The following is a 17,429-nucleotide window of genomic DNA, read 5'->3' on the forward strand; positions in this document are numbered from 1 at the left end:
GATGCGGTAAATATGCATAAGATCGGCGCTTCGATGCAAAAATGCATCACCCACACGGGCTATCGCACCATGGACTGGGACAACGCCAGGATTTTCCTCGCCATCTACCGCAAAGGCACGCTGCGCGCCGCCGCCGGCGAACTCAATATCGACCAGGCCACCGTCGGCCGCCGCCTCAACGCGCTGGAGGACTCGCTGGGCGCGCGCCTGTTCCTGCGCACGCCATCCGGCTACATGGCCACGCCCGCCGGCGAACTGGCCGTCACCGCCGCCGAGTCGATGGAACAGGCGGCGCTGCGCTTTCAGCGTGAGATGCAGGGCATCGACAACCGCCTGTCCGGCATCGTGCGCGTCACCACCTCGGACACGATGGCCAGTCATTTCGTCATCGACGCCATGCGCCGGCTGCACCTGACGCACCCGGAAATCCGCATCGTCCTGAGCACCGGCACCGAGATCACCAGCCTGACGCGCCGCGAGGCCGACCTGGCGGTACGCACCCTCAAACCAACGAGCCCGGACCTGATCTCGCGCCACCTGACCCGCCGCACCATGGGCCTGTACGCCACGCCCGGCTACCTGAAGGAGCGCGGCATACCGCTACCGGGCACCGGCCTGGCGGGACACGACATCGTGATCTATCAAGGCACGGTGGCGCCGCGCCACCGCGAGAAAATCTGCCTGGAGCCGGTCACCCACGCCCGCGTGGCGATCGAGGTCAATAGCGGCTTGATGCTGCTGGAGGCGGCGCGCAAAGGCATGGGCGTGGCCGAACTGCCCTGCCACATGGCAGACGGCGATCCGCAGCTGACGCGCATCTGGCCGGACCGGGTCGACCACTACGATGTCTGGCTGGTGATGCACAGCGATCTGAGTCGCAGCGCGCGCGTGCGCGCCGCCGCCGACGCCATCATTGACTCCTTCCCGCAGAACTAGGGTGCGATGACGAACACCTGCCCGCGCCCTCCCGGTGCTAATATGCCAACATGAACGCTCAAGCATCGACTCCATCCGTATTGCAACGACTACACCATGGCGCGGTCGACTGGCTGCAGACGTGGTGGCGGCTGGCGCAGTTCGCGGTGCTGATGCTGTCGGTCGCGCTCACGCCGGCCACCTATGGCCGCGAAAACCGTCCGGTGCTGGCGCGCCATCTGGTGGCCGACACGGTACCCAACCTGGCCTGGTTCGGCGTGATGTCGGCGCTGGTCGGCCTGGTGCTGATCCGCATCGTGCTGGTGACGTCGCTGAGCTACGGCCTGTCGCGCTTCGCGCTGGAGATGGTGGTGCGGGTGCTGGTTCTGGAGCTGATACCGCTCACCGCCGCCGCCTTCGTCGCCCTGCGCACCACCCTGCCGGCCGGCCTGGAGTTCTCCCAGGGCCGTCGCAACGGCACTATCGCCACCATGCCGGAGCTGCAACGCGAATTTTTCCCGCGCGTGGCCGCCGGCGTGTTCGCCGTGTGGATGCTGGCGGCCGTCAGCTGCGTGCTGGCGCTGATCCTGGCCTACCTGACGCTGTACGGCTTCACCCCATGGGCGCTGGCCGGCTACACGCGCGTGGTCGGCCAGGTGTTCAACCCCGCCGTCACGCTGATACTGGTGCTGAAGGTCGTGTTCTTCAGCTTTGCCGTCGGCCTGGTCCCGATGGCGTCCTCGTTCTACTTCGGCGGCAATTACCGCGTCAAGGTCACACACGGACTGTCGGACATGGTGCGCCTGTTCGCCATGATACTCCTCATCGAAGTCGCCTCATTGATGGGCAACTACTACTAAGCGGCGCTAGCCCGAAAAACCATGACAGAACAACCCACACAAACACCGCCCGCCGCCCCGCCGGTGCGCAACGCCGAATTCAAGGCCGCCGTGCTGCTGGTGGCGATGGTGCTGCTGGTCGCCGGCGCGGCGGTCTATCTGCTGTACGCGCGCGGCGCCTTCGAATCGACGCAAACGCTGTTCCTGGAGGCGGACGATTCCGAGGGCGTGGTCGTCGGCATGGACGTCACCTTCGCCGGCTTTCCGATCGGGCGCGTGCGCCGCATCGAATTGAGTAAAGAGGGCAAAGCCCGCGTCGTGGTCGACGTGCCGCGCGACGACGCGCACTGGCTGCGCAAGTCCAGCATCTTCACGCTCGAGCGCGGACTGGTGGGCGGCGCCAAGCTGCGCGCCTTCACCGGCATTCCGACCGACCCGCCGCTGGAGGAAGGCGCCGCGCGCGCGCTGCTGGTGGGCGATCCGGGCGCCGAGATTCCCCGCCTGCTGGCCACCGCCCGCGACCTGCTGGAAAACCTCAATACGCTGACGGCGGAAAATTCCGCGCTGGCGGCCAGCCTGGCCAACATCCAGGGCGTGACCGGTAAGCTGAACGGACCGACCGGCGCCATGGGACTGATCGCCGGCGACGACAAGAACGCGCAGCAACTGACCGAACGCGCCAACAAGCTGCTGGCCACCGTCAACACGCTCGCCACCAAGGCCGATAGCCTGATCGGCCACGCCGACAGCCAGGTATTCGGCCCGCAGGGCGTGGTCACCGATGCGCAGGCGACCATCGTGCAGCTGAATGGTCTGCTGGCCGACGCCCGCAACAGCTTGAAGAAAATGGACGCGGTGCTGGTGGAAGCGCAGGCCGTCGGCGCCAACGCCAAGGAGGCGACCGCCGATCTGGGCACATTGCGCGCCGAGGTGGAAAGCAGTCTGCGACGGGTCGAACAACTGGTCAACGAAATCAACCGCAAATGGCCGTTCAAACGCGACACGGAGATCAAACTGCCATGAAGACCACCGCTCCGCTGATCGCCGCGGCGATGGCCGTCATGCTGGCCGCCTGCGGCAACAACCCGCCGGTGCCGGACTGGCAAATGAATGCGCAAAGCGCGATCGAGCGCTCGACGGCCGCCTACCTGTCGGGCAACGCCCGCGTGGAGCAAGCAGAATACCAGCGCGCCCGCGAAGCGCTGGGCAGCACCGGCAAAGTCGATCTGATCATCCGCGCCGAATTGATACGCTGCGCCGCCCGCGTGGCCTCGCTGGTGTTCGAGGACTGCGCCGGCTTCGACAAACTGGCGGCGGACGCCAGCCCCGCCGACCGCGCCTACGCGGCCTACCTGTCCGGCCGCGCCAGCGCCGCCGACGCCGCGCTGCTGCCCGCGCAGCACCAGCCGGTAGCGGCGGCGGCCAGCGACACGGCGGCAGCCGCCGCCACGCAAGCGATCACGGACCCGCTATCGAAACTGGTCGCCTCCGGGGTTCTGCTGCGCGCCAACAAGGCCACGCCCGCCGTGTTGGCCGATGCCGTGGAAACCGCGTCGACGCAGGGCTGGCGCCGGCCGTTGCTGGCGTGGTTGGGCGTGCAGGCCATGCGCGCCGGGCAGGCCGGAGACGCCGCCGAGGCACAGCGCATCAAACGCCGCATCGACCTGGTAAGCGAACGACCTTGAAACCTTAGCCCGACGCGCCCCGCGAGCCGCCCGTGCTCTGCTAGAATCGCGCATCCAACGATTCGGACCGACCATGGCCTATTCCCTTTCCCGACCGCTGCGCGGCCTGTTATCCATACTGGCGCTGTCGTGCGCCGCCGTGCTGGCGCCGCCCGCCCATTGCGCCGAACGGCTCAAGGTTATCGTCGACATGGACATCGGCGACGACATCGACGATTCCTTCGCGCTGGCGCTGCTGCTGCAAAGCCCGGAGATCGAGATTGTCGGCATCACCACCGCGTGGGGCGACACCGCGCTGCGCGCGCAACTGCTGGAACGCATGCTGCGCGAGACGGGCCACAGCGGCATCCCGGTGGCGCAAGGCATCGCCAGCACCGGCAATCCGCAACCCTTCACGCAGGCGCGCTACGCCCGGCGCGGCAAGCTGCCGGCCAAGGTGCCGGCGGTGGACTTCCTGCTGGACCAGATCAAACGCCAGCCCGGGCAGATCACGCTGCTGGCACTCGGCCCGCTGACCAACGTCGGCGCCGCGATCGAACGCGACCCGGCCGCCTTCGGCAAACTGAAACAGGTGGCGATGATGGGCGGCTCGGTGCGCGCAGGCTATCGCAAGTCGCAATACGTGCCGCCGCGCCCCGCCGACAAGGAATACAACATCGCCTCCGACATCGCCGGCGCGCAAAAGCTGTTCAAGTCCGGCGTGCCGATCGTGATGATGCCGCTCGATTCGACGCAGATACGCCTCGATGAGGTGGAGCGCAACGCCCTGCTCGGCCACGGCTCCCCTGTCACCGACGCGCTGGCGCTGATGTACCACCAGTGGATCGACGCCTACCAGCCATGGTCGAGCAACATGCCGTCGCTGTTCGACGTCGTGCCCGTGACCTGGATGATCGATCCCACCGTCTGCCCGACCACGCCGCTGCGCATCGTCGTCACCGATGACGGCTACACCCGCGAGGAAGCCGGCACGCCCAATGCGGCCGTGTGCCTGGCGTCGGACCAAAAACGCTTCTTCAATATTCTGATGCCACGACTGCTGGAGGACAAACCATGAGCACCCGGCTGGTATATTCGACCGAAACAGGCCGCATCTGCCCGGATTGTGGCAAGCCGCTTGCCGATTGCGCTTGCAAATCGGCCGCCAAAGCCAAGCCGGCGGGCGACGGCAACGTCAAGGTGTCACGCGAATCCAAGGGGCGCGGCGGCAAGACCGTCACCCTGGTCAAGGGCCTGGCCCTCGACGCCATCGCACTGGCGCTACTGGGCAAGCAGCTGCGCGGCGCGTGCGGCTCCGGCGGCACCGTCAAGGACGGCGTGATCGAGATCCAGGGCGATCATTGCGACCTGGTGATGGAAACGTTGAAAAAACAGGGCCACACCCCCAAACGCACCGGCGGTTGAGGGCGATTTTCGAACGGGTTATTCGCCGGCGGGCGCGCCGGCATCGCGGGCCGCAGCCTCGCGCAGCTTGTCCTTCTTGCTCTTGCGCTTACCCTTGATGCCGCCGTTGACGGTGTCGGTGACCGAGCCGGCCGGCGGTGGCGGCAGCGTCTCCACCGGCTCGAAGCCGGCGATCCGCTCGCGCGGCAGCAGGATCTCCTGGCGCTTTTCGATCAGACGGAAATGCTGCTCGGTCTCGGCGCTGACAAAACTGATCGCCACGCCGCTCTCGCCGGCCCGGCCGGTGCGGCCGATGCGGTGGGTGTAATCGATGGCGGAGCGGGGCAAGTCGTAATTGACCACCGCCGGCAGGCGCGCGATGTCGATGCCGCGCGCGGCGACGTCGGTCGCCACCAGCACCTGCAGCCGGCTGGCCTTGAAGTCGCCCAGCACCTCGGTGCGCGCCCCCTGGCTAAACTCACCGTGGAAGGCGCCGGCGCGGATGCCGTTGCGGTTCAACTTGTCCGCCACGTGCTCGGCCGCGTATTTGGTGGCGACGAACACCAGCACCCTGCTCCAATTTTCTTCCTGGATCAGATGCTTGAGCAGCATGGTACGGCGCGGTACATCGACCATAATCGCGCGCTGGTGGATATCGGGCTTGCTGAGCGGCTCGGACAGCACTTCGATGCGCGTCGGCTGATGCAGCATGCTGTCGGCCAGCGCCTGCACCGCCGGCGGGAACGTCGCCGAGAAGAACAGGTTCTGCCGCTGCTTGGGCAGCAGTTCCAGGATGCGGTTCAATTCTTCGCTGAAGCCCAGGTCCAGCAGGCGGTCCGCCTCGTCCAGCACCAGCATCGCGGTGCGCGATATCTTCAGCGCGTTATGGTCGATCAGGTCCAGCAGGCGGCCAGGCGTGGCGATGACGATGTCGGCGCCGCCGCGCAGCGCCATCATCTGCGGATTGATCGACACGCCGCCGAACACGATCGACACCTTGATCTGCATCGACAGATGCGCCGCCAGCTTGCGCACCGACTCGCCCACCTGCGCCGCCAGCTCGCGCGTCGGCACCAGAATCAGGCCATGCAGCTGGCGCGGGCCGCTGCGATTGTCCAGCAACGCTTGCAGCAACGGCAGCGCGAAGGCGGCGGTCTTGCCGGAACCCGTCTGCGCCGCGCCCAGTACATCCTCGCCGCGCAAAATGGCGGGAATGGCGGCGCTCTGGATCGCCGTCGGCTCCAGATAACCGATTTCGGTGACCGCGTTGATCAGGGAGGGAGCAAGGCCCAGCGAAGAAAATGACATGTTGGCCTATGTGGTAAGCGTGTGAATAGGCCAACAGTATAAAGCATGCGGCAAGCGCCACCCCTTGGCATGCCCGGCGATTGTCGGTTAGAGTGGGCTTTTTGACAAAGAAACCGCCATGATCAACTGGGACGCCCACGCCTGCCTGCCGCAGCATCCACATGCCGACTTCACGCCAGTGCGCAAGCTGCACGCGGCCGGGGTGAACTACGTCTGTCTGAACGTGGGCGCCGACATGAACCCGGTCTCGCAAGTGATGTCGGTGATCGCCGGCTACCGCGCCACCATCGCCGCCGAACCGGAACGCTATACGCTGGTCTCCAGCGTGGACGACATCATCAAGGCCGCCGCCGACGGCCGCATGGCCATCACCTTCGATCTGGAGGGGGCGATGCCGCTGCTGGACCAGCCCGAAATGGTGGCGCTGTACGCGCAGCTGGGCGTGCGCCAGATCCACCTGGCCTACAACCGCAACAACAACGTCGCCGACGGCTGCCACGACCTGCCGCGCGGACTGACGCCGCTGGGGCACAGCATGGTGGCGGCGATCAACGATGCCGGCATACTGATGGACTGCGCGCACACGGGCCGCATGTGCAGCCTCGATATCATGGCCGCTTCGTCGAAGCCCGTGATCTTCAGCCACGCGAACGCATACGCGCTGGTGCCCCACGGGCGCAACGTCACCGACGAACAAATCCGCGCCTGCGCCGACACCAACGGCGTCGTGTGCGTATCCGGTCTTTCGTGGTTCCTTGGTGCCGATAACCCGGGCGCAGACGACGTCGCGCGGCACGTCGCCTACATCGCCGATCTGGTGGGCGTATCGCACGTGGGCATCGGCCTCGATATCTGCTTCCAGCAGCCAGGCCTGGATGACACGCCGCCCGGGGAGTTCGATCCCGGCTACTGGTGGCCCGCATCGGCCGGCTATCGGGCCGACCAGCCGCCAACCTTTACGCCGCCGGAAGTGTGGCGCGAACTGGCCGGCGCCCTGCGCAAGATAGGCATGAGCGACCAGGAGACGGCGCTGGTCATGGGCCGCAACATGATGCGCGTGGCGCAGCAGGTGTGGCACCAGCCTTAAGTATCTTTATTTGATCTCTTTGCAACTGGCGTGGGACAACTCCGGACGCACAAGCACGCCCACACGCTGCCCGCCCACTTCCAACTCCTTCACCTTTGGGGCGACCACGCTGAATTCACCGCTTTTAAGCTTGTCGAGCAAAGGTTTGCAGCGTGCATATCCATAGTTGAGCGACCCGATCGACCCCCACCTGCCGTCGGCGCCTTGCGCCATGAGCGCGTTATCGCCGCTGTCCATGTCGATCAGAAGGACTTCGTTGGCGCCATCGCCCGTCATATCGATCATGAACCCATCGCACCTGCCTTTTTTGCTATCCAGGCAATTGGGTTTGCGGTCATCGGCCACCTCCTCCCACTTCTGCGACACGAAACTGGCCGGCAGCTTGGCCCCGGCGGGCCAGGCGGTGACATTTTCCTCGACGGAGATCGGCACGGCGGCCGGCTTATGGAGTAGCCAGCGCTGGTTATCGGCCAGCGCCAGCGCCAACGTCGCTTCCCGCCGCACGGATGCCGCATCGGGGCCGGCGGACCACTGCTTGAGCCGCTCCAGCGCGGCCTTGCCATAACGCCCGCCCTCGAACCGCAGATAGTGGAAATCGAACTGGCCGGCGGCGGTCTTGCCGCTTTCCAGCCGCGCCATCTGGCTATTCACCGAGATGCGCGCCGGGTCGGCGATCGGCGTAAACAGCGCCAGCATCACTGCGATCACCAGGAAGGCCGCCATGACGTTGACGGGGGCGAGAGGTCGCAGCCAGGTATCGTATTGATAAGCGGCCCACGCGTAGCCGATCGCATAGCAGCTGGCCACCAGCAGGCAGGCCGCCGCGATGACGCGGTCGGAGGTCCAGCCGTACTGCGCCACCCGCAGCGCGAGCGCATAGACGCCGATCACGGTCAGCGGAAATATCAGGATGCACGCGGCGCGGGTGCTCAGGCGGACGATCGTCTGCACGCCAGCCACCGCATCGCCGTTCTGGAACGCCGCGTTGATCAGTACAACCAGCACCACCACCGCCGACAACAGGACGGAGGTGGCGTGACGCGTCTCCCACAGCGCCTGCAATCCGGTGAACGGCAGGCTGCACAAGAAACCGGTCACGATAATGGCCGCCACCGGCAAGATCCACGACATCAGCACCAGCAGCAGCGTGCGGATGCCCCGCACGATCGCCGGCCGCACATCGGTGATATGCATGGCACACGAAAAGGCGGTGAAGACCACCGGCACGTTGAACCACGCCTCCTTGAGCAGCTCCTGCAGGAAGTTCAACTTGATAAGCTTGAACAACGCGCTGCCCATGAACAGCACGACAAATAGCGCGCCCACGAAAAACGCCGAAAACAGCAGCTGCACCCCCAGCTTCCAGGCGGTTTCGAAGTAGGTACCGTAACCGGCCACCCAGCGCTTATCGTGGACGCCCGACAGCACCAGGGCCTGGGCGATGAAGAAGAGCGGAACGCTGCATAGCGCCAGTATCTGCGACGGCGCATAGACACTCCGGCCGGCCTGGTGGTCGAACATCGGGTAGCCGTGGTGGCCGCGCCAGGCATCGTGCAGCGCCATCGCCAGAATGACCAGCGCCGCCGTCGCCAGCCAGGCGCCCCCCTTGCGGGCCGACATGTGGCCCAGGGTGGACACCAGCAGCACCGGCAGGAACAGCGCCAACATCATCAACGGCACCATCAGATACTGCGCCGTGGCCGGCCAGACGCCATCCTTGCCGGCGCGGTACAGCCAATACAGCAGCACGCCCTGGAGCAGGCCAGTCGCCAGCCTCGCGGCCATCACGCGCCGGCTGACGCCCGTCCCCAGCGCCATCTCATCCCGTTCCACCGCCGATAGCTCCATGATTCGCCCTCCTTACTATATGTGCGGCGAGTATCGCATAATTATCAATCACGCCATGTTAACTGTTTGGCATTGATGCCAAAGCGTCCACGCGGCGAATGACCCTGGCGCGCCATAGGCGCTATAATGCCTGACCTACGCCGTTCCTTTTTCAACGTCCGCATCCGGTCCGCCACGTGAATCCACATCTCGAAAAGCTGCAACCCTATCCATTCGAAAAACTGCGCCAGTTGTTTGCGCAGGTGAGCGCCAGCCCGCGCCACAAGGCGATCAGCCTGGGCATGGGCGAACCCAAACACCCCACGCCGGCTTTCATCCAGCAGGCGCTGATCGACAATATCGACGGCCTGGCCAACTACCCAACCACCATCGGTTCGGACGCGCTGCGTGGCGCCATCGCCGGCTGGCTGGAACGCCGCTACGGCCTGCCCGCCCTGAATCCAGCCACCCAGGTGCTGCCGGTGAACGGCTCGCGCGAGGCCCTGTTCGCGCTGGCGCAGACGGTGATCGATCCGGCCGCCAAGTCGCTGGTGGTGTGTCCCAACCCGTTTTACCAGATCTACGAAGGCGCCGCCTACCTGGCCGGTGCCGAGCCGTACTTCGTCAACTCCGACCCGGCCCGCAATTTCGGCTGCGACTACGACAGCATCCCGGCCTCGGTCTGGGAGCGCGTGTCGCTGCTGTTCCTGTGCTCCCCGGGCAACCCGACCGGCGCCGTGCTGACGCTGACCGACTGGGAGAACCTGTTCGCCCTGTCCGAGCGCTACAACTTCATCATCGCCGCCGACGAATGCTACTCCGAGATCTTCCACGGCGAGCAAGCGCCTTTGGGCGCGCTCGAAGCGGCCCACACGCTGGGTTTGTCGACGGTCGACAAGCCGTACGCCCGTCTGGTGGTGTTCAGCAGCCTGTCGAAGCGCTCCAACGTGCCGGGCATGCGCTCGGGCTTCGTCGCCGGCGACGCCGACGTGCTGAAAAAATTCCTGTTGTACCGCACCTATCACGGCGGAGCCATGAGCCCTTCCGTGCAAGCTGCCTCGATCGCGGCCTGGAACGACGAAACCCACGTCGAACAGAACCGCGAAAAATACCGCGCAAAGTTCAACGCCATCACGCCGCTGCTGCAGGAGGTCCTGACGGTGGAACTGCCGGACGCCGGCTTCTACCTTTGGGCGGACGTCAGCCGCACCGGCCTGTCGGACACCGAATTCGCGCAGCGCCTGTACGCCGAATATAATGTCACGGTACTGCCGGGCAGCTATCTGGCGCGCGACGCCCACGGCGCCAATCCGGGCCGCAACCGCATCCGCATGGCGCTCGTCGCCGAGACGGAAGAAGGCCTGGAAGCGGCCAAGCGCATCGTCGACTTCTGCAAAGCCCTCAATAAATAATCAAGCCTCAACTCATAAGATCGAACATCATGACCCAACAACTCCAGCAAATCATCGACCAGGCATGGGAAGACCGCGCCAACATCAACCCGGCCAACGGCGCCGCTGAACTGCGCGACGCGGTCTCGCACGTGATCGCGGGCCTGGACGCCGGCACCATCCGCGTGGCCGAAAAAACCACCGGCGACTGGGTGGTGAACCAGTGGGTCAAGAAAGCCGTGCTGCTGTCCTTCCGCCTGGAGAACAACGTGGTCATGCCGTCCGACGGCACCATGCAGTTCTACGACAAGGTACCGACCAAGTTCGCCAACTACACGCCGGAAGATTTCGCCAAGGGCGGTTTCCGCGTGGTGCCGCCGGCCGTCGCGCGCCGCGGTTCCTTCATCGCCAAGAACGTGGTGCTGATGCCTTCCTACGTCAACATCGGCGCCTACGTCGATGAAGGCGCGATGGTCGACACCTGGGCCACCGTCGGTTCGTGCGCCCAGATCGGCAAGAACGTCCACCTGTCGGGCGGCGTCGGCATCGGCGGCGTGCTCGAACCAATGCAGGCCAATCCGACCATCATCGAAGACAACTGCTTCATCGGCGCCCGCTCCGAAATCGTCGAAGGCGTGATCGTCGAAGAGAACTCGGTGATTTCGATGGGCGTGTACATCGGCCAGTCGACCAAGATCTACGACCGCGCCACCGGCGAGGTGACCTACGGCCGCGTGCCGGCGGGTTCGGTGGTCGTCTCGGGCAACCTGCCATCGGAAGACGGCAAGTACTCGCTGTACTGCGCCGTCATCGTCAAGCGCGTGGACGCGAAAACCCGCGCCAAGACCGGCATCAACGAACTGCTGCGCGGGATTTAAACCGCATCCGGCGGGTGTCGGACGTCGCGACACCCGCCCGCCGTCGATTTTGAGGAGCGCATCATGGCCATGGACCGCCTGTTCCAGCTGATGAAGGAAAAAAACGCGTCGGACATGTTCTTCGCGGTGAATTCGCCGGTGCACATCAAAATCAACGGCAACCTCATTCCCATCAACCAGCAAAAGCTCGAACCGGGCAACATCGAGTCCATGCTGGCCGAAATCGCCTCCCCGGCGCAGATGGACGAACTGGCCGCCACCAATGAGCTCAACATGGGCGTGTCGGTGGCGAACCTGGGGCGCTTCCGCCTGTCGGCCTTCAAACAACGCGGCACCATCTCCGCCGTTTTCCGCTTCGTCCCCGCCGCCATCCCCGTATTGTCCGATTTGCGGCTGCCGCCGGTGCTGTCGGACCTGATCATGGAAAAGCGCGGCCTGCTGCTGCTGGTCGGCTCGACCGGCTCCGGCAAGTCCACCACCATCGCCTCGATGCTGGACTACCGCAACGAGCTGCGCTCGGGCCACATCCTGACGCTGGAAGACCCGATCGAGTACCTGTTCAAGAACAAAAAATCGATCGTCAACCAGCGCGAGATCGGCAGCGACGCCAAGGATTTCGCCACGGCGCTGCGCAATTCCATGCGCCAGGCGCCGGACTGCATCCTGATCGGCGAGATCCGCGACAAGGAGACCATGGCCGCGGCGCTGGCCTACGCGCAGTCGGGCCACCTGGTGCTGGCGACACTGCACGCCAATAACAGCTATAACGCGCTAAACCGTATTATCAGTTTCTACCCGATCGAGAACCGCGCGGCCCTGCTGCAGGATTTGTCGTCGACGGTCAAGGCGATCGTCTCGCAGCGGCTGGTGCGCTCGATCAACGGCGGCACGCGCACGGCGGCGGTGGAGGTGATGGTCAACACCCGCTACATCTCGGACCTGATCGAAAAAGGCGACATCGGCCAGATCAAGGAGGCGATGGAAAAAAGCCTGTCGCCAGGCTCGCAGTCGTTCGAACTGGCCCTGCTCAAGCTGGTGCAGGATGGCTTGATCAGCCAGGAGGAGGCGCTGGCCAACGCCGATTCGGCCACCAACCTGCTGTGGCTACTCAATAATGGCCCCGACAGCAAAGCCGCCAAGGCCGAAGCGGAGGCCAAGCCGCCTCCCGACGAAGCCTCCTTCACCGAGTTCACCCTCAATACCTGACGCCTAGGCGATCACCCGACATCAAATGGTTTCGGTTTCGCGCAGCGTGTCCGCCCTGCCCGATACATAGCGCGCTATTTCGTCCTTGCGCATGAAGGCCACGCCGGGGTGCGACTTGGCATAGCGCAGGAACTCGTCCCAGACCCGCACCATCTGCGGCGAACCGCTGATGCGGTCATGCGCGCTGACGGACATGAGGCGACGTCGCGTGGCGCCTTCCTCGTAGAGCTGATCGAAGTCCAACTTGATCTGCTCAAGGAACTGGCTCGGCGAGTAGTTGCGGCCTTCGATCAGCAAGATGTCGTTGTTACGCAGCGTGTACGGCACCACCACGAAGTCCTTGCCGTTGACCTGCTCGATAAACGGTTCGTCGCGGCTCAGGTCATCGATGTGGTAGGTGTAGCCCAGCTCCTGCAGCAGCGACAGCGTATTCGGGCCGCGGCGCAGCCAGTTGCAGTTGTAACCGGTGGGGCGCTGGCCCGTGACCGCCTCCACCATGTCGGCCGCCTCGATCAGGAAGCGTCGCTCCTGCGCGCGGCTCATCGCATATTGCGAACTCCAGCGCGGCCCGTGGCCGGCGGCCTCGTGGCCCCGCCGCACGATCTCCTGCGCCAGTTGCGGATGGCGGCGCACCGCCTCGCCTATCATGTGCGACGTCACCTTGACGCCATGCTTGTCCCACAGGTCCAGCATGCGCGGGATGCCCTCGCGGTAGCCGTAGGCGAACCAGGTGTTCGTGACCAGGTCCGCCGGCACGCTGGCGGGAAAATCGACCTTCGGGAACGGGCTATCGGTGCCTTTGGGCGGCTGCCCGCCCGCTTCGAACTGCATCGAAATGGATATGACCAGGCGCGCCCCTCCCGGCCAGAACTCGCCCGTGCCGCGCGCCGCCGGCGCCGCCGCGGCCGACGGCGCTGCTTGCGCGGCGGCCGCTTGCGCCAGCAGGCCGCCGGCGGCCAGGGTGCCGGCCTGTCCCAGGAAGTTGCGCCGGGCTGCGCGCGCCGGCTTGGTGGATTTAGTCATCATCTCTCCTTCAGCAATAGTTGGGTGGTCGATGTGGCTATAATAGAACCCAAAAACGCCGCGAGTAAGCCCCTTTATGGGGATAGATATTTTCCTTTTTGAGAATAATAACCATGATCGACGACCTGCCCGCCCTCACCGCCTTCGCCCGCATTGTCAGTGCGGGCAGCATGTCGGCCGCCGCGCGCGAGCTGGATCTGCCGCTGTCTGTCGTCAGCAAGCGTATGGCCCAGCTGGAAAAGAGCATCGGCGTGCGGCTGCTGCAGCGGACCACGCGACGCCAGTCGCTGACCGAGGAAGGCGCCATGCTTCATGCGCGCGTGCTGCGCATCCTGGACGAGATCGAGCAGGCGGAATCGCTGCTCTCCCACAGCCGCCGCGAAGTCGGCGGCCTGCTGCGGGTGACGGCGCCCGGTGAATTCGGCCGCCACCACATCGTGCCGATCGTCGCCGACTTCCAGCGCCAGCACCCAAACCTGGCCATACAGCTGGACCTGGACGATGCGGTATTGAACCTGCTGGCGAGCGGCCACGATCTGGCGATCCGCTTTGGCAGCCTGGAAGATTCGACACTGGTCGCGCGGCGGCTGGCGCCGAACTACCGCGTCGCCTGCGCCGCGCCGGCCTACCTGGCGCAGCATGGCACGCCAGGCCATCCGGCGGAACTGGCGCGGCACCGCTGCATATTGATCGGCGACCAGCGCCGGGCGGAGTGGCGCTTTGAAGGCGCGGAGGACGTGGCGGTGCGCGTCACCGGGGCGCTGATCACCAACGACGGCCAGGCGGCGCACGCGTTGGCGTTGCAGGGCGCGGGCATCGTCGTCAAGTCGATCTGGGACGTCGGCGACGACATCCTCGCCGGGCGGCTGCAGCGGGTGCTACCCGCCCACGCCATGCCGACCGCGCCGCTGCAAGCGATATTCCCGCACAACCAAAATCTCGCGCCGCGCGTACGTGCGTTCATCGACTATCTGCAGCAGCGGCTGCGGCAGGCGTGGCGCTGGGACGCCTGACGGTCCGATTGCCGCCGGGCCGGCAACTGCGCTCAGGGGCGTGGCAGCGGCTCCGATGGCTGACACGCCTCCTCGGAGGACGGCACCAAACCCCAACCAAGCTGCCGGCGAATATCCCCGGTCGACGGCGGCGAGCATTGTTGCGCCAGACGCTCGTTCATATACTGACGGATCTGTTCTTTGGTCGGCTTCTGCGGCAATTCCATCCCACGGCTCCTGGTAGTTGTACGACGACCGATCCATATTAGGCAGCGAATTCGCCGACCACCAATGCCAATTCGATAAGTAGCAATATCAAATTGTTATACCAGCCCGCCATGCGCGCGGCCCCGGGCCGTATCCTCCTCCTGCGGCCCATGGTATTCTGTCGGCCTTTCGCCCGACACCGCACGCACATGAAAATCACCCTCTACGGCATCCCCAACTGCGATACCGTCAAAAAAGCCCGCGTATGGCTGGCCGACCAGCAGCAGGATTTTGTCTTCCACGACTTTAAGAAGCAGGGACTGACGCGCGACATCGTCGCCGGCTGGCTCAAACATCTGTCGCGCGATGTGCTGGTGAACAAAAAAGGCACGACCTGGCGCGCCTTGTCCGACGAGCGCAAGGCCGCCATCGTCGACGACGAAGCGGCCATCGCGCTGATGCTGGAGAACCCCTCCGTCATCAAGCGTCCGGTGCTCGACAAGGACGGCAGCTTCGCCGTCAGCTTCTCCGACGCCCAGTACAAACAAATTTTCAATCTCTGACCTTCATCATGACACCTTCCAAGACCCTGGCGCTGACCGAAAAACTGATCGCCCTCTCCTCTGTCACCCCGGACGATAAAGGCTGCCAGCGGCACCTGATCGACCTGCTGTCGCCGCTGGGCTTTGTCTGCGAGGTGATCGAATCGAACGGCGTGACCAATCTGTGGGCGCGCAAGGGCACCACCGCGCCGCTGCTGGTGTTCGCCGGCCATACCGACGTGGTGCCGACCGGCCCTGTCGAACAATGGCGCTCGCAGCCCTTCACGCCGACCCACCGCGACGGCAAGCTGTATGGCCGCGGCGCCGCCGACATGAAGACCTCGATCGCCGCCTTCGTCGTCGCCTGCGAGGAGTTCATCGCCGCGCACGCGGACCACAAAGGCTCGATCGCCTTCCTGATCACCAGCGACGAGGAAGGCCCGGCCACCGACGGCACCGTCGTCGTCTGCAATATCCTTAAGGAGCGCGGCGAGACGCTGGACTACTGCATCGTCGGCGAGCCGACCTCCGACGAAACGCTGGGCGACGTGATCAAGAACGGCCGCCGTGGCTCGCTGTCGGGCAAGCTGACGATCAAGGGTGTGCAGGGCCACATCGCCTATCCGCAGCTGGCCAAGAACCCGATCCACCTGGCCGCGCCGGCGCTGGCCGAGCTGGTGGCCGAGGTCTGGGACACGGGTAATGAATACTATCTGCCGACGTCCTGGCAAATGTCCAACATCAACGGCGGCACGGGCGCCAACAACGTCATTCCGGGCGAGATGGTCATCGACTTCAACTTCCGCTTCTCGACCGCCAGCACCCACGAGGAACTGAAGCGCCGCGTGCACGCGATCCTCGACAAGCACGATCTGCACTACGACCTGAAATGGGCATTGAGCGGCCTGCCGTTCCTGACCCCGCGCGGCACCCTGAGCGACGCGCTGTCGGCGGCGATCAAGTCCGAAACCGGCGTGGACACCGAATTGTCGACCACCGGCGGCACCTCGGATGGACGCTTTATCGCTCAGATCTGCCCTCAAGTGATAGAATTCGGGCCTCCCAACGCAAGTATCCACAAGATCGACGAGCATATCGAGCTGCGTTTTGTCGATCCGCTGAAGAATATCTATCGCCGAACACTGGAAAACCTGCTGGCCTGACCGCGGCATGCGCGGCGTGCGCGAACCGATTACCGTTTTACCGAGATAACCATGAACACGACTCCTTTCACCACGCCGCGCGACCTGTTGCGCTATGCCGTCACCCGCTTCAACGCCGCCCAGCTGTTTTTCGGCCATGGCAGCGTCGAAGCCTTCGACGAGGCGGCCTACCTGATCCTGCACACGCTCAAGCTCCCGCTGGACAAGCTGGAACCGTTCCTCGACGCCCGGCTGCTGCCGGAGGAAGTCGCGTCGGTGCTGGCGGTGATCGACCGCCGCACCGTGGACCGCGTGCCGGCCGCCTACATCACCAACGAGGCGTGGCTGGGCACCTACAGCTTCTACGTCGACGAGCGCACCATCGTGCCGCGCTCCTTCATCGCCGAACTGATCCCCGACTACTTCGCCCCGTGGGTCAACCAGCCGGATAACATCAGCAACGTGCTGGAACTGTGCACGGGCTCCGGCTGCCTGGCCATCATGCTGGCCGACGCCTTCCCCGACGCCCACGTCGACGCGGTCGACATTTCGGCCGATGCGCTGGAAGTGGCGAAGAAAAACGTCGCCACCTACAAGCTGGAAGACCGTTTGACGCTGATCCAGTCGGACCTGTACGCCAACGTGCCGGACAAGAAGTACGACCTGATTATCACCAATCCGCCGTACGTCAATTCGAGCTCGATGTCCAAGCTGCCGAAGGAATACCTGGCCGAACCGCAAATCGCCCTCGACGGCGGCAGCGACGGCATGGACCTGGTGCGCAAGATCGTCGCCGGCGCCGCCGAGCGCCTGACCGATGACGGCATCCTGATCGTCGAAATCGGCAACGAGCGCGAATTCGCCGAAGCCGCCTTTGGCGCGCTGGGCCTGACCTGGCTGACCACCAGCGCCGGCGACGACATGGTCTTCCTGCTGACCGCCGACCAGCTCAAACTGTAAACAAACCCGGACCCCGGCCGCGTGGGGTCGCACCCCGTACGGGG

The 17,429-nt window shown here is 65.0% G+C and carries 18 protein-coding genes; 14 read left to right on the plus strand and 4 right to left on the minus strand.

Annotated elements, in window-relative coordinates:
• The first annotated feature begins 69 nt into the window (after positions 1-69).
• The 6 genes from JOD97_RS08865 (at position 70) to JOD97_RS08890 (ending at position 4,843) form a co-directional block, all read left to right on the plus strand.
• A complete protein-coding gene (locus tag JOD97_RS08865) occupies positions 70-936 on the plus strand; it encodes a LysR family transcriptional regulator (RefSeq protein WP_209717381.1) in 867 nt (288 codons plus the stop codon).
• A gap of 50 nt (positions 937-986) precedes the next feature.
• On the plus strand, positions 987-1,775 hold the full coding sequence (locus JOD97_RS08870) for an ABC transporter permease (RefSeq protein WP_209715399.1): 789 nt from the start codon (positions 987-989) through the stop codon (positions 1,773-1,775).
• A gap of 21 nt (positions 1,776-1,796) precedes the next feature.
• Positions 1,797-2,777, plus strand: a complete 981-nt coding sequence (locus tag JOD97_RS08875) for an MlaD family protein (RefSeq protein WP_209715401.1) — start codon at positions 1,797-1,799, stop codon at positions 2,775-2,777.
• Complete coding sequence (locus JOD97_RS08880) at positions 2,774-3,439, plus strand: hypothetical protein (RefSeq protein ID WP_209715404.1); 666 nt, start codon at positions 2,774-2,776, stop codon at positions 3,437-3,439. Before JOD97_RS08875 ends, JOD97_RS08880 begins: the two co-directional genes overlap by 4 nt.
• Before the next feature lie 73 nt (positions 3,440-3,512).
• Entirely contained in the window at positions 3,513-4,496 is a 984-nt protein-coding gene (locus JOD97_RS08885; protein ID WP_209715407.1) for a nucleoside hydrolase, read from the plus strand.
• Positions 4,493-4,843, plus strand: coding sequence for a translation initiation factor Sui1 (locus JOD97_RS08890; protein ID WP_209715409.1), 351 nt, complete (start codon positions 4,493-4,495; stop codon positions 4,841-4,843). Before JOD97_RS08885 ends, JOD97_RS08890 begins: the two co-directional genes overlap by 4 nt.
• Positions 4,844-4,861: 18 nt before the next feature.
• Here the strand turns inward: JOD97_RS08890 and JOD97_RS08895 are convergent, their stop codons facing one another.
• Positions 4,862-6,130 carry a DEAD/DEAH box helicase gene (locus JOD97_RS08895; protein WP_209715411.1) on the minus strand — a complete coding sequence of 423 codons (1,269 nt, stop codon included), beginning with the start codon at positions 6,128-6,130 and terminating at the stop codon, positions 4,862-4,864.
• A gap of 118 nt (positions 6,131-6,248) precedes the next feature.
• On the opposite strand from JOD97_RS08895, the gene JOD97_RS08900 reads away from it, so the two are divergent.
• Positions 6,249-7,217 (plus strand): dipeptidase, encoded by a 969-nt coding sequence (locus JOD97_RS08900; RefSeq protein WP_209715414.1) that lies wholly within the window; start codon positions 6,249-6,251, stop codon positions 7,215-7,217.
• A gap of 6 nt (positions 7,218-7,223) precedes the next feature.
• Here the strand turns inward: JOD97_RS08900 and JOD97_RS08905 are convergent, their stop codons facing one another.
• Complete coding sequence (locus tag JOD97_RS08905; protein WP_209715417.1) at positions 7,224-9,065, minus strand: DUF4153 domain-containing protein; 1,842 nt, start codon at positions 9,063-9,065, stop codon at positions 7,224-7,226.
• A 176-nt stretch (positions 9,066-9,241) separates the two neighbouring features.
• Here JOD97_RS08905 and dapC point away from each other — a divergent pair, with 176 nt between their 5' ends.
• From dapC to JOD97_RS08920, 3 genes are all read left to right on the plus strand, one after another.
• On the plus strand, positions 9,242-10,456 hold the full coding sequence (dapC, locus tag JOD97_RS08910) for a succinyldiaminopimelate transaminase (RefSeq protein WP_209715420.1): 1,215 nt from the start codon (positions 9,242-9,244) through the stop codon (positions 10,454-10,456).
• A 29-nt stretch (positions 10,457-10,485) separates the two neighbouring features.
• Positions 10,486-11,313 carry a 2,3,4,5-tetrahydropyridine-2,6-dicarboxylate N-succinyltransferase gene (gene dapD / locus JOD97_RS08915; RefSeq protein ID WP_090314387.1) on the plus strand — a complete coding sequence of 276 codons (828 nt, stop codon included), beginning with the start codon at positions 10,486-10,488 and terminating at the stop codon, positions 11,311-11,313.
• A 63-nt stretch (positions 11,314-11,376) separates the two neighbouring features.
• Positions 11,377-12,519 (plus strand): PilT/PilU family type 4a pilus ATPase, encoded by a 1,143-nt coding sequence (locus JOD97_RS08920; RefSeq protein ID WP_209715422.1) that lies wholly within the window; start codon positions 11,377-11,379, stop codon positions 12,517-12,519.
• Positions 12,520-12,540: 21 nt separating this feature from the next.
• On the opposite strand, the gene JOD97_RS08925 is transcribed toward JOD97_RS08920, so the two are convergent.
• Positions 12,541-13,545 (minus strand): polysaccharide deacetylase family protein, encoded by a 1,005-nt coding sequence (locus tag JOD97_RS08925; protein ID WP_209715425.1) that lies wholly within the window; start codon positions 13,543-13,545, stop codon positions 12,541-12,543.
• A 110-nt stretch (positions 13,546-13,655) separates the two neighbouring features.
• On the opposite strand from JOD97_RS08925, the gene JOD97_RS08930 reads away from it, so the two are divergent.
• Positions 13,656-14,555, plus strand: coding sequence for a LysR family transcriptional regulator (locus JOD97_RS08930; RefSeq protein ID WP_209715428.1), 900 nt, complete (start codon positions 13,656-13,658; stop codon positions 14,553-14,555).
• Positions 14,556-14,587: 32 nt separating this feature from the next.
• On the opposite strand, the gene JOD97_RS08935 is transcribed toward JOD97_RS08930, so the two are convergent.
• Positions 14,588-14,761: a hypothetical protein gene (locus JOD97_RS08935; RefSeq protein WP_209715431.1), complete on the minus strand. Its 174-nt coding sequence runs from the start codon at positions 14,759-14,761 to the stop codon at positions 14,588-14,590.
• Positions 14,762-14,950: 189 nt separating this feature from the next.
• Here JOD97_RS08935 and JOD97_RS08940 point away from each other — a divergent pair, with 189 nt between their 5' ends.
• The 3 genes from JOD97_RS08940 to prmB are packed head-to-tail and all read left to right on the plus strand — an operon-like array spanning position 14,951 to position 17,385.
• Positions 14,951-15,304, plus strand: coding sequence for an ArsC family reductase (locus JOD97_RS08940; protein ID WP_209715434.1), 354 nt, complete (start codon positions 14,951-14,953; stop codon positions 15,302-15,304).
• 8 nt (positions 15,305-15,312) lie between these two features.
• Positions 15,313-16,446: a succinyl-diaminopimelate desuccinylase gene (gene dapE, locus JOD97_RS08945; RefSeq protein WP_209715437.1), complete on the plus strand. Its 1,134-nt coding sequence runs from the start codon at positions 15,313-15,315 to the stop codon at positions 16,444-16,446.
• Between the two features lie 51 nt (positions 16,447-16,497).
• Complete coding sequence (gene prmB / locus JOD97_RS08950; RefSeq protein ID WP_209715439.1) at positions 16,498-17,385, plus strand: 50S ribosomal protein L3 N(5)-glutamine methyltransferase; 888 nt, start codon at positions 16,498-16,500, stop codon at positions 17,383-17,385.
• The last annotated feature ends 44 nt before the right edge of the window (positions 17,386-17,429 follow it).

The organism is Duganella sp. 1411, from assembly GCF_017833525.1.
GTDB lineage: Bacteria > Pseudomonadota > Gammaproteobacteria > Burkholderiales > Burkholderiaceae_D > Rugamonas.

What these genes read in the sequence shown, in the direction of transcription:
- JOD97_RS08865 (WP_209717381.1), top strand. Translation starts at nt 70, where the DNA reads ATGGACTGGGACAACGCCAGGATTTTCCTCGCCATCTACCGCAAAGGC.
- JOD97_RS08870 (WP_209715399.1), top strand. Translation starts at nt 987, where the DNA reads ATGAACGCTCAAGCATCGACTCCATCCGTATTGCAACGACTACACCAT.
- JOD97_RS08875 (WP_209715401.1), top strand. Translation starts at nt 1,797, where the DNA reads ATGACAGAACAACCCACACAAACACCGCCCGCCGCCCCGCCGGTGCGC.
- JOD97_RS08880 (WP_209715404.1), top strand. Translation starts at nt 2,774, where the DNA reads ATGAAGACCACCGCTCCGCTGATCGCCGCGGCGATGGCCGTCATGCTG.
- JOD97_RS08885 (WP_209715407.1), top strand. Translation starts at nt 3,513, where the DNA reads ATGGCCTATTCCCTTTCCCGACCGCTGCGCGGCCTGTTATCCATACTG.
- JOD97_RS08890 (WP_209715409.1), top strand. Translation starts at nt 4,493, where the DNA reads ATGAGCACCCGGCTGGTATATTCGACCGAAACAGGCCGCATCTGCCCG.
- JOD97_RS08895 (WP_209715411.1), bottom strand. Translation starts at nt 6,130, where the DNA reads ATGTCATTTTCTTCGCTGGGCCTTGCTCCCTCCCTGATCAACGCGGTC.
- JOD97_RS08900 (WP_209715414.1), top strand. Translation starts at nt 6,249, where the DNA reads ATGATCAACTGGGACGCCCACGCCTGCCTGCCGCAGCATCCACATGCC.
- JOD97_RS08905 (WP_209715417.1), bottom strand. Translation starts at nt 9,065, where the DNA reads ATGGAGCTATCGGCGGTGGAACGGGATGAGATGGCGCTGGGGACGGGC.
- dapD (WP_090314387.1), top strand. Translation starts at nt 10,486, where the DNA reads ATGACCCAACAACTCCAGCAAATCATCGACCAGGCATGGGAAGACCGC.
- JOD97_RS08920 (WP_209715422.1), top strand. Translation starts at nt 11,377, where the DNA reads ATGGCCATGGACCGCCTGTTCCAGCTGATGAAGGAAAAAAACGCGTCG.
- JOD97_RS08925 (WP_209715425.1), bottom strand. Translation starts at nt 13,545, where the DNA reads ATGATGACTAAATCCACCAAGCCGGCGCGCGCAGCCCGGCGCAACTTC.
- JOD97_RS08930 (WP_209715428.1), top strand. Translation starts at nt 13,656, where the DNA reads ATGATCGACGACCTGCCCGCCCTCACCGCCTTCGCCCGCATTGTCAGT.
- JOD97_RS08935 (WP_209715431.1), bottom strand. Translation starts at nt 14,761, where the DNA reads ATGGAATTGCCGCAGAAGCCGACCAAAGAACAGATCCGTCAGTATATG.
- JOD97_RS08940 (WP_209715434.1), top strand. Translation starts at nt 14,951, where the DNA reads ATGAAAATCACCCTCTACGGCATCCCCAACTGCGATACCGTCAAAAAA.
- dapE (WP_209715437.1), top strand. Translation starts at nt 15,313, where the DNA reads ATGACACCTTCCAAGACCCTGGCGCTGACCGAAAAACTGATCGCCCTC.
- prmB (WP_209715439.1), top strand. Translation starts at nt 16,498, where the DNA reads ATGAACACGACTCCTTTCACCACGCCGCGCGACCTGTTGCGCTATGCC.